This is a genomic window from Streptomyces sp. NPDC055287 (genome assembly GCF_053646035.1).
Genome location: NZ_JBSHNE010000033.1, coordinates 60,670 through 70,769 on the forward strand (window position 1 = coordinate 60,670; position 10,100 = coordinate 70,769).

The 10,100-nt window shown below is 71.2% G+C and carries 10 protein-coding genes; 7 read left to right on the plus strand and 3 right to left on the minus strand.

Features of this window, described 5'->3' with window-relative positions; genetic code table 11:
• The first annotated feature begins 98 nt into the window (after nucleotides 1-98).
• From mshA to ACWIHY_RS32240, 3 genes are all read left to right on the plus strand, one after another.
• A complete protein-coding gene (gene mshA, locus ACWIHY_RS32230) occupies nucleotides 99-1,445 on the plus strand; it encodes a D-inositol-3-phosphate glycosyltransferase (protein WP_454379716.1) in 1,347 nt (448 codons plus the stop codon).
• Nucleotides 1,438-1,941 (plus strand): YbjN domain-containing protein, encoded by a 504-nt coding sequence (locus ACWIHY_RS32235; RefSeq protein ID WP_454379718.1) that lies wholly within the window; start codon nucleotides 1,438-1,440, stop codon nucleotides 1,939-1,941. Before mshA ends, ACWIHY_RS32235 begins: the two co-directional genes overlap by 8 nt.
• Before the next feature lie 522 nt (nucleotides 1,942-2,463).
• On the plus strand, nucleotides 2,464-4,173 hold the full coding sequence (locus ACWIHY_RS32240; RefSeq protein ID WP_454379719.1) for a glycosyl hydrolase family 28-related protein: 1,710 nt from the start codon (nucleotides 2,464-2,466) through the stop codon (nucleotides 4,171-4,173).
• Here the strand turns inward: ACWIHY_RS32240 and ACWIHY_RS32245 are convergent.
• Nucleotides 4,163-5,461 carry an MDR family MFS transporter gene (locus ACWIHY_RS32245; RefSeq protein ID WP_454379721.1) on the minus strand — a complete coding sequence of 433 codons (1,299 nt, stop codon included), beginning with the start codon at nucleotides 5,459-5,461 and terminating at the stop codon, nucleotides 4,163-4,165. The two genes, ACWIHY_RS32240 and ACWIHY_RS32245, sit on opposite strands and share 11 nt — an antisense overlap.
• Nucleotides 5,462-5,611: 150 nt before the next feature.
• Between ACWIHY_RS32245 and ACWIHY_RS32250 the strand changes: the two genes are divergently transcribed.
• Nucleotides 5,612-6,373, plus strand: coding sequence for a phosphoglyceromutase (locus tag ACWIHY_RS32250; protein ID WP_454379723.1), 762 nt, complete (start codon nucleotides 5,612-5,614; stop codon nucleotides 6,371-6,373).
• Nucleotides 6,374-6,497: 124 nt separating this feature from the next.
• Entirely contained in the window at nucleotides 6,498-6,776 is a 279-nt protein-coding gene (locus ACWIHY_RS32255; RefSeq protein WP_454379725.1) for a hypothetical protein, read from the plus strand.
• Between the two features lie 92 nt (nucleotides 6,777-6,868).
• On the opposite strand, the gene ACWIHY_RS32260 is transcribed toward ACWIHY_RS32255, so the two are convergent.
• Both ACWIHY_RS32260 and phoU read right to left on the minus strand, forming a co-directional pair.
• A complete protein-coding gene (locus tag ACWIHY_RS32260) occupies nucleotides 6,869-7,030 on the minus strand; it encodes a hypothetical protein (protein WP_454379727.1) in 162 nt (53 codons plus the stop codon).
• A 108-nt stretch (nucleotides 7,031-7,138) separates the two neighbouring features.
• Nucleotides 7,139-7,831, minus strand: coding sequence for a phosphate signaling complex protein PhoU (gene phoU, locus ACWIHY_RS32265; RefSeq protein WP_454379729.1), 693 nt, complete (start codon nucleotides 7,829-7,831; stop codon nucleotides 7,139-7,141).
• Nucleotides 7,832-8,017: 186 nt separating this feature from the next.
• Between phoU and ACWIHY_RS32270 the strand changes: the two genes are divergently transcribed.
• Together ACWIHY_RS32270 and ACWIHY_RS32275 are read left to right on the plus strand one after the other, a co-directional pair.
• Nucleotides 8,018-9,295, plus strand: coding sequence for a sensor histidine kinase (locus ACWIHY_RS32270; RefSeq protein ID WP_454379730.1), 1,278 nt, complete (start codon nucleotides 8,018-8,020; stop codon nucleotides 9,293-9,295).
• Nucleotides 9,292-9,972: a response regulator transcription factor gene (locus ACWIHY_RS32275; protein WP_028814608.1), complete on the plus strand. Its 681-nt coding sequence runs from the start codon at nucleotides 9,292-9,294 to the stop codon at nucleotides 9,970-9,972. Before ACWIHY_RS32270 ends, ACWIHY_RS32275 begins: the two co-directional genes overlap by 4 nt.
• The last annotated feature ends 128 nt before the right edge of the window (nucleotides 9,973-10,100 follow it).

Below are 10,100 nucleotides of genomic sequence, written 5' to 3' on the forward strand. Positions count from 1 at the left end.
CCATTCCGCTGTTTCCGCTCAACGGAGGGCCGACCCGGTGCCTCCGCCCGCCATGTTCGCAAAGCCCAGCCATGCCCTGAGCGAGGAGGACCGTCGACGTGAGCCAGTACGTCTCCCGACTCGCCGGCACACTGGCCACCCCGCCCCGTCTCCGGCTGCCCGGCGGCCACCACCGCAAGCCGCGCCGGATCGCGATGCTCAGCGTCCACACCTCCCCGCTGCACCAGCCGGGGACGGGCGACGCGGGCGGCATGAACGTCTACATCGTCGAGCTCGCCAAACGCCTCGCCGCGATCAACATCGAGGTGGAGATCTTCACCCGGGCGACCACGGGCGGCCTGCCGCCCCGCGTCGAGCTGGCGCCCGGCGTGCTGGTCCGCCACGTCGACGCGGGCCCGTACGAGGGCCTGGCCAAGGAGGAGCTGCCCGCGCAGCTGTGCGCCTTCACGCACGGTGTGATGCAGGCCTGGGCCGGCCAGCGCCCCGGCTACTACGACCTCGTCCACTCCCACTACTGGCTCTCGGGCCACGTCGGCTGGCTCGCCGCCGAACGCTGGGGCGCCCCCCTCGTCCACGCCATGCACACCATGGCGAAGGTCAAGAACGCCGCGCTGGCGGAGGGCGACACCCCCGAGCCGGCCGCGCGCGTCATCGGTGAGACGCAGATCGTGCGGGCTGCGGACCGCCTCATCGCCAACACGGCGGAGGAGGCGGACGAGCTGGCCCGCTTCTACGAGGCCGACCCCGGCAGGATCGCCGTCGTACACCCCGGTGTGAACCTGGGACGCTTCCGCCCGGCCGACGGGCGGGCAGCGGCGCGAGACCGCCTGGACCTGCCGCAGGACGCGTTCATTCCGCTCTTCGCGGGCCGCATCCAGCCCCTCAAGGCCCCGGACATCCTGCTGCGCGCGGTCGCGGTGCTCCTCGACGAGGACCCGTCGCTGCGCTCGAAGACAGTGGTGCCGGTCGTCGGCGGGCCGAGCGGCAGCGGCCTGGCCAAGCCCGAGGGCCTGCAGAAGCTCGCCGCGAAGCTGGGCATCGCCGACGTCGTGCGCTTCCGCCCGCCGGTCGGCCAGGACCGCCTCGCGGACTGGTTCCGGGCGGCCTCCGTGCTGGTCATGCCCTCGTACAGCGAATCGTTCGGCCTGGTCGCCATAGAGGCCGAGGCGTCGGGCACGCCGGTCGTCGCGGCGGCGGTCGGCGGCCTTCCCGTAGCCGTACGGGACGGGCAGACCGGCATCCTCGTCGAGGGCCATGATCCGGCCGGATACGCCCGGGCGCTGCGGCGCTTCATCGACGAGCCCGGCCTGGTGGACCGCATGGGCGCGGCGGCCGCCCGCCACGCGCAGTCCTTCGGCTGGGACACGGCCGCCTCCGCCACGGCCGACGTGTACATGGCCGCGATGCACGAGCACCGCCGTCGCGTACGCTCGCACCATGGCTGACGTACAGCAACAGGCCGTCGAGACGCTGGAGCAGACGCTCAAGGACGCGGAGCTGGAGTGGGAGAGCCCGGAGCCCGGCTCGTACGTGGTGAAGCTCCCCGGCACCCGCAAGCTGTCCACGACGTGCTCACTGATCGTCGGCAAGCACTCCCTGTCCATCAACGCCTTCGTGATCCGCCACCCGGACGAGAACGACGCGGCGGTGCACCGCTGGCTGCTGGAGCGCAATCTGCGCCTGTACGGCGTGAGTTACGCGATCGACAGCCTCGGCGACATCTACCTGGCCGGCAAGCTGGCGCTGTCGGCGGTGACCCCGGGCGAGCTGGACCGCCTGCTGGGGAGCGTCCTGGAGGCGGCGGACGGCAGCTTCAACACCCTGCTGGAGCTGGGCTTCGCGAGCGCGATCCGCAGGGAGTACGCGTGGCGGGTGTCGCGCGGCGAGTCGACGAGAAACCTGGACGCGTTCACACACCTGACCCAGCGGCCCTCCGGCTGACCGGCGGCTCCTTGGGTGAGGCGAGCGAACGGCCCCATCCGCACTGAAGAAGCGTGCGGACGGGGCCGTTCGGACGTGACGGACGCGGCGGGCGGCCGGCGCCCCGCCGGGCATGGTCGTCACGGCCGTTGTCGCTCTGGGGGCCGTCGATGGGGCCGTCGGCGAAGTCCGTGGTGGCGGCAGCAGCGCCGCCGGCTGCCGTGAAGCCGGCTGCCGTGAAGCCGGCTGCCGTGAAGTCGGCGGCGGTGATTCCGGCCAGGGTGATCGCGACGCGACGAAGCAGGTTTCGCTCTCCTGCACGTACGTGACGGGTGGGGCCCGACGGGACGCCGGCCGCATCTCGGGTCCGGGCACATGACGGCGGCACACGCCACGGGGTCATCCGGACGGGGGGAGGAGTCTGCATCCGATCCGTCGCACCCACCCCCTGCTCCCCGGCCCCTTCCCCGCATCCCCTCGCCGTGGCATGCTCACCGCCGACGCGCATCTGAACACCGTTCACATACATACATGGAGGCGGGCATGAGCACGAGTATCGGTCAACGCGCCATCAGCAGACGTGGCTTGCTCGGCAGCGCGATAGCCGTCGCGGTGGGGAGCACCGCACCGCCCGCACACGCCGCGCTCCGGCCGGCCTCCCCGGCCTCCCGAACCCCCGCCCTCTGGCGGGAGTTCGCCGCCGCGCCGTACACCCACCCCCAGATCCCGTACGTCGGCCGCGCCGGCGCCCACGCCGGCGCCCGGCGCGCACCCCGCCGCCCCGTCGTCGCCAACGTCCTGGACTACGGTGCCCGGCCCGACGCCCGCCCCGGCACGACCGGCCTGCACGGCACCGACTCCGCCCCCGCGATCAACCGCGCCCTCGCCGCCGCCGGCGCCCGTGGCGGCGGCACCGTCCTCGTCCCGCCCGGTACGTACCGCATCGACGACGTCATCCGCATCGGCCACAGCAACGTCGTCCTGCGCGGCGCCGGCAGCGCCCGCACCACGCTCCTCGCCACCAGGAGCCTCACCGAGCTGATCGGCCCCTACGGCAGTCGCTACGGCGGCGACAAGTCCTCCTGGTCCTGGGCCGGCGGCCTCATCTGGCTCTGCCCGCAGGCGCGTTACGCGTCTCTCACCGCCGCCATCAGGGCCGGGAACTGGCCGTTCGAAGGCTGGACCGGCAACAGGCGCGACGAGTGGCAGACCCTCACCGCCGTGGTGCCCGCCCGGCGCGGCGACCGGACCGTCACCGTCCACGACCCCACCCGCCTGCGGGCCGGCCAGACGGTCCTCCTGCGCCTCGCCGACGACCCCGGCCACACCCTCCTGGCGCACATCGCCGGCGACGGGCCCGGCGCACGGGCCTACACCTGGGACGACAAGACCAAGCTGACCAGCTATGTGCCGTACGAATGGCCCGTACGCATCACCCGCCTCACCGGCAGCGAGGTCACCCTCGAACGCCCGCTGCCCCTCGACATCCGCTCCGCATGGGACCCGCGCCTCACCACCCTCGCCGACCCGCTCACCGGCTCCGGCGTCGAAGGCCTCACCCTCGAAGCGGTCGAGACGCCGCAGTCTCCGCACCTTCTCGACAAGGGCCGCAACGGGGTCACCTTCCAGTGCGCGTACGACTGCTGGGCCGAGGACGTCACCGTCCGCCACACCGACAACGGCTTCGGCCTCGTCGCCGCCTCCGCCTGCACGCTCCGCCGCACCCGCGTCGAGGGCCGCGGGTCGCACCACCCGTACTTCTGCCGCGAGGGCTCCCACGACAACCTGACCGATGACTTCACCATCGCCGCGCGCACCACACCCGCACCTCCCGGCACCCAGCTCCACGGCATCAACGTCGAGGGCCTGTCCAGCTGCAACGTCTGGTCGCGCGGCGTCATGCACATGGGCACCTTCGACACCCACCGCGGCATGCCGTTCGCCAACGTCCGCACCCAGATCACCGTGAACAACAACGGCCGTCACGGCGGCGACGCCTCCGCGGGCCCTCTCTACGGCGCCCGCTTCACGCACTGGAACGTGACCGTCACCAACGCCCGCGCCGGGCTCGTCAAGATCGACACCATCGCCCCGTACAGCGCCACGGTGGGCATCAGCGAGGTCAGGGAGTTCGACCAGACCGACGTCCCCGACTTCACCGGTCCGCTGCACTCACGCCTCGAGGCGTACGGCGCCCCCGACGCCGTACACCCGTCCAACCTCTACGAGGCGCAGCGCGCCCTCAGCCGCTGACCTTCTCGCCGTCCGCCTCGGGAGCGGGTACGGGCGCGGCCGCCACCGGTGCGACAGGCGCCGGTGCGTCCGAGTCCGCGAGCACCCGGCGCAGCCGCGTCGCGTAACCCGCCGCCGCCACGCAGCCGATGACCCCGCAACCGATCCACAGCACGTCCGGTCCCGGCCCGTCCACGATCCAGCCCGCCAGGACCGGCGCGAGGAAGCCCGCCAGCGCCCAGGACATCCCCATCACGCCCTGGTACCGCCCCCGCGCGTGCTCCGGGGCCAGCCGCGCGGTGGCGGCGGCATTGGTCGGCACGTGCACCATCTCGCCGAGCGTCCACACCACCACGGTCACCGCGAACAGCAGCGGCGTCCCGGCCAGCGCGGTCGCCCCGGTCCCGGCGGCGAACAGCAGGGAGGAGACGGTGAGCAGCGCGGCCGGCGACCGACGGTCGGTGATCTTGTTGACGAGCAGCTGGAAGCCGACTATCACGACCCCGTTGACGGCGATGACCATGCCGTACGCACTGGGCTCGAGACCTTCGCCGGCCATGGTCAGCGGCAGACCGACCCACGGCGCGGTGAAGATGAGGCAGACGAGCAGGTTGAGCAGCACCAGCGTCCGGAAGGGCGCGTCCCGCAGGACTTCGAGCACGCTCACCTTCGGCTCGGTCACCGCTTCCTCGCCCCTGGCGAGCGGCGCGGCGACCGGCCGGGTCTCCGGCAGCCGCAGGAAGACGATCAGCGCGCACAGGACGGTCGCCGCCGCGTCCACCAGGAACAGCGTCCGGTAGCCGAAGACGATCGCGGCGCCGCCGCCGAGCGCGGCTATCGCGAAGCCGAGGTTGAGCGCCCAGTAGTTGAGGGCGTAGGCGCGCCGCCGCTCCTCCTCCGGCACCAGGTCCGCGATGGTCGCGCCGATCGCCGGGCGTACGGCCTGCATGGCGGCACCCATCAGCAGCACGACGACGGCGACGCCGACCGCGCTGGTCACCACCGCGAGCGCGGCCGCGCCCACCGCCGTACCGAGGTGCCCGGCGATCATCGTGGGCCGCCGCCCCCACCGGTCGGTGAGCATCCCGCCGAGCGGCGAACCGGCCACGCCGCCGAGCCCGTGCAGGGCGATGACGAGACCCGCGTACCAGGCCGAGTAGCCGAGCTCCTGCGTCAGGTAGAGCGACAGGAAGGTGAGGACGAAGGCCCCGGTGCGGTTCACCAACGTCGAGGTCCACAGCCACCAGAAGCCGTCGGGAAGCCCTGACACGGTCTCCTTCGCGGCACGTCTGAGCGTGGCTGTGGACATACGTATCCCCCCAGGGACCTTCGGTGGCGGCGGTGGTGGACGCCTGTAAGCGGCTGATGCGGTATCCGCAAGTTACAAGCGAGAGGGGGCCAGGGCCACCGAATTGACGCGGGCCGTCAACCGTCCGAGGCGTCCATTAGTCTCGTACGCATGGCCGACGCACCGTACAAGCTGATCCTCCTCCGCCACGGCGAGAGCGAATGGAACGCGAAGAACCTGTTCACCGGCTGGGTGGACGTCAACCTCACCGAGAAGGGCGAGAAGGAGGCGGTGCGCGGCGGTGAGCTGCTCGTCGAAGCCGGCCTGCTCCCCGACGTACTGCACACCTCGCTCCAGAAGCGCGCCATCCGTACCGCCCAGCTCTCGCTGGAGGCCGCGGACCGCCACTGGATCCCCGTGCACCGCTCCTGGCGCCTGAACGAGCGCCACTACGGCGCCCTCCAGGGCAAGGACAAGGCGCAGACGCTCGCCGAGTTCGGCGAGGAGCAGTTCATGCTCTGGCGCCGCTCGTACGACACCCCGCCGCCGGTCCTCGAGGACGGCACGGAGTTCTCCCAGTCCGACGACCCGCGCTACGCGACGATCCCGAGCGAGCTGCGCCCGCGCACGGAGTGCCTCAAGGACGTCGTCGAGCGCATGCTGCCGTACTGGTACGACGGCATCGTCCCGGACCTGCTCGCGGGCCGCACCGTCCTGGTCGCCGCCCACGGCAACTCGCTGCGCGGCCTGGTGAAGCACCTCGACGGCATCTCCGACGAGGAGATCACCGGCCTGAACATCCCCACCGGCATCCCGCTCTACTACGAGCTCGACGCCGACTTCCGCCCCGTCACCAAGGGCGGCAAGTACCTCGACCCGGAGGCCGCGAAGGCCGCCATCGAGGCCGTGAAGAATCAGGGCAAGAAGAAGTAACACGCACGGATCAAGCCCCCTGCCGCGGATCTTCCGCGGCAGGGGGCTCGGTGTTGCTGTGTGACGTGAAGGTTCCCGACGGTCCGCGATGTACGCGATGTACACGAAGAGGCGAGCGCACGATATGAGCGACACCCTGCTGACCACCCTGGCCACCGCCATGGCGCAGTTGGTCACAGCCATCGACATGACCGACGAGGACGACGCCGATCCGGATCTGGTCACGACCTGGTTCGAAGACGTCGCCGATCACCTCGGCAGGCTTTCCGCCGAGGACCGCCACCGGCTCGCGGCGCTCTTCAGGGAAGCGGCCATGGAGGAGACGCGTCCCGAGTTCCGGGAGGCGATGCTGGAGGTGCCGGAGAACTTCGGCCTCGAGGACGACGACGAGTACGCGGCGTAGTCCTGCGCACTCCCGTACGCCTGCTTACTCCGGTGAAAGCGGAAGGGCCCCGTCCACACCGGACGGGGCCCTTCCGTGCAACACCGGTCGCACTAGCCGCAGCAGCCGCCGCACTGGCACGGCGCGCCCGACTGGCAGCCGCAGCCGCAGCCGGCCCCGCACCCGCAGGCGCCGAGGACGGGCAGCGTCGGCCGGTGGCGGGTCACTTCGGCCGGCGGTTCCTGCTGCGAGTGGGGCGTGGGGGACTCGGCCATGGGGATCCTCCTCGAAGGGGCACGTGGCGTACTCCTGCTGCCCATTGCATGCCCACTCCGGCGGGCGCATCAACGGCGCACACGCGCAATGCATCCAAAATTTCGGGCTTACTCGCCCTGCGCCGGCGGGGGCGTGGTCCCGGTCGCCGCCTGGAGCTCGTCCGCGTGCTCACCCGTCACCAGGTACACCACGCGCTTCGCGACCGACACCGCGTGGTCGGCGAACCGCTCGTAGTACCGGCCGAGCAGCGTGACGTCGACCGCCGTTTCGATGCCGTGCTTCCAGCGGTCGTCCATCAGGTGCTGGAACAGCGTGCGGTGCAGCAGGTCCATCTCGTCGTCGTCGTGCTCCAGCTGGAGCGCGAGATCGACGTCCTTCGTGGTGATGACCTCGGCCGCCTTCGCCATCAGGCGCTGCGCGAGCTGACCCATCTCCAGCATGGTCGCGTGCAGGTCGTGCGGTACGGCCGAGGCCGGGAAGCGCAGCCGGGCGAGCTTCGCCACGTGCTGGGCCAGGTCGCCCGAGCGCTCCAGGTCGGCGCTCATCCGCAGCGAGGTGACGACGATCCGCAGGTCGGTGGCGACGGGCTGCTGGCGGGCCAGCAGTGCTATCGCGCGGGCCTCCAGGTCGTGCTGGAGATCGTCGACCTTCTGATCGGCCGCGATCACGCTCTCGGCGAGCTTGAGGTCCGCGTCCAGCATGGCCGTGGTGGCCCGCCCGATCGCGGAGCCGACGAGCCGGGCCATCTCGACCAGGGCTTCACCGATCGAGTCAAGTTCCTCGTGGTACGCGTCGCGCATGAAAGTCCCTCTCTTGTCCTACTGAGGCCTCTGAACCCCACGCTCCCACGTTCTGTCCGTTACGCGTCCGATTCCGGCACCCCAAGTGAACCAACCCCATCCCCTCGGTGAACTCTGAGCGACGAGTGTTCGAGCTGCCACCCATTTGGCTGGGGGAGTGTCACAGCCCCCGCTTAACCTGGGTGCATGGACGTGAACGCGGCAGTCGCCGCAGCAGCAGCGATCGCCGGTCTCCTGACCGGTGTGATCGCCGTGCTGACGTTCCGCTGGAGCGAGCGCGAGCAGGCCAGGCCGTCCCGGTCTTCCATGCGGCCCGACGTCAACGCGGTGCTGCCGCCGGGCGTCGACACCGTGCTGTCCGTACTCCGTTCCTCCGCCGTCGTGCTGGACGAGAGCGACAGCGTCGTCAAGGCCAGCTCGGCGGCGTACGCACTCGGGCTCGTCCGGGGCGGGAAGCTGGCCGTGGACCCCATGCTCCACATGGCCCGCGACACCCGCAGAGACGGCGAGATACGCCAGGTCGAGCTGGACCTTCCTCGCCGCGGCACGGGCCGCGGGGAGGCTCTCGCGGTGTCCGCCCGCGTCGCCCCGCTGGGCTCGCGCCTCGTACTGCTCCTGGTCGAGGACCTCACCGAGGCCCGCCGCATCGAAGCGGTACGGCGCGACTTCGTCGCGAATGTCAGCCATGAGCTCAAGACTCCTACCGGTGCGCTCTCGCTGCTCTCCGAGGCCGTCATGGACGCCTCGGACGACCCGGAGGCGGTCACCCGCTTCGCGGGCCGCATGCAGATCGAGGCGACCCGCCTCACCAATCTGGTCCAAGAGCTCATTGATCTTTCCCGCGTCCAGAACGACGACCCGCTGGAGGACGCCGAACCGGTCCGCGTCGAGGAACTGGTCGCCGAGGCCATGGACCGCAGCCGCCACGCCGCCTCCACCAAGAACATCACGATGGCTGCGGGCGGCACCGAGGGCCTGCGCGTCTGGGGCAACCGCGGACAGCTCGCCGCCGCCCTCGGCAACCTCGTCGAGAACGCCGTCAACTACAGCCCCGCCCGCACCCGCGTCGGCATTGCGGGCCGCCGGATCTCCGCCACCGGCGGGGACCTGATCGAGATAGCCGTCACCGACCAGGGCATCGGCATCTCCGAGAAGGACCGCGAGCGGATCTTCGAGCGCTTCTACCGCGTGGACCCGGCCCGCTCCCGGGCCACCGGAGGCACAGGCCTCGGCCTGGCCATCGTCAAGCACGTGGCCGCCTCGCACGGCGGGGAGGTCACGGTGTGGAGTTCCGAGGGACAGGGCTCCACGTTCACCCTGCGACTGCCCGAGGCAGCCGCATCACGCGACCGGTCCCCGGTCGCCGCCCCGGACGACGACGTCGACGAGTCCCCGGACAACGCCGCCGGCCCGTACGAGACCACTGATCGCGAACCCATTCCCCACCCGGAGGTCCTTCCGTGACCCGAGTGCTCGTCGTCGAGGATGAGGAATCCTTCAGCGACGCCCTGTCCTACATGCTCCGCAAGGAAGGCTTCGAGGTCGCCATCGCGGCCACCGGCCCCGACGGGCTCGACGAGTTCGAGCGCAACGGCGCCGACCTCGTCCTGCTGGACCTGATGCTCCCCGGCCTGCCCGGCACCGAGGTCTGCCGCCAGCTGCGCAGCCATTCCAATGTTCCGGTCATCATGGTGACCGCCAAGGACAGTGAGATCGACAAGGTCGTGGGGCTGGAGATAGGAGCCGACGACTACGTCACCAAGCCCTTCTCCTCGCGGGAGCTGGTCGCCCGCATCCGCGCGGTCCTGCGCCGCCGCGGAGAGCCGGAGGAAGTCACTCCGGCCGCCCTGGAGGCAGGCCCGGTGCGCATGGACGTGGACCGCCACGTGGTCACGGTCGGCGGTGGCAAGGTCGACCTGCCGCTGAAGGAGTTCGACCTCCTGGAGATGCTGCTGCGCAACGCGGGCAGGGTCCTCACCCGGATGCAGCTGATCGACCGCGTCTGGGGCGCGGACTACGTGGGCGACACCAAGACCCTCGACGTCCACGTGAAGCGCCTGCGCGCCAAGATCGAGCCGGACCCGGGCGCGCCGAGATACCTGGTGACGGTCCGCGGCCTGGGCTACAAGTTCGAGCCGTAAACCGCGAGCCGTGAGACCACGAGCCGCGAGTCGTGAACCGCGAGCCGTGGACTGCTGATGCTGAAGGGGGCGCCCCCGCCGGTACGAACCGGCGGGGGGGGGCCCCGCGGACAGGGCCGGCGGGGGGC

Coding starts and splice junctions, on each gene's coding strand:
- ACWIHY_RS32270 (WP_454379730.1), top strand. CDS start 8,018: ATGGACGTGAACGCGGCAGTCGCCGCAGCAGCAGCGATCGCCGGTCTC.
- ACWIHY_RS32260 (WP_454379727.1), bottom strand. CDS start 7,030: ATGGCCGAGTCCCCCACGCCCCACTCGCAGCAGGAACCGCCGGCCGAA.
- ACWIHY_RS32245 (WP_454379721.1), bottom strand. CDS start 5,461: ATGTCCACAGCCACGCTCAGACGTGCCGCGAAGGAGACCGTGTCAGGG.
- phoU (WP_454379729.1), bottom strand. CDS start 7,831: ATGCGCGACGCGTACCACGAGGAACTTGACTCGATCGGTGAAGCCCTG.
- ACWIHY_RS32255 (WP_454379725.1), top strand. CDS start 6,498: ATGAGCGACACCCTGCTGACCACCCTGGCCACCGCCATGGCGCAGTTG.
- ACWIHY_RS32235 (WP_454379718.1), top strand. CDS start 1,438: ATGGCTGACGTACAGCAACAGGCCGTCGAGACGCTGGAGCAGACGCTC.
- ACWIHY_RS32240 (WP_454379719.1), top strand. CDS start 2,464: ATGAGCACGAGTATCGGTCAACGCGCCATCAGCAGACGTGGCTTGCTC.
- ACWIHY_RS32250 (WP_454379723.1), top strand. CDS start 5,612: ATGGCCGACGCACCGTACAAGCTGATCCTCCTCCGCCACGGCGAGAGC.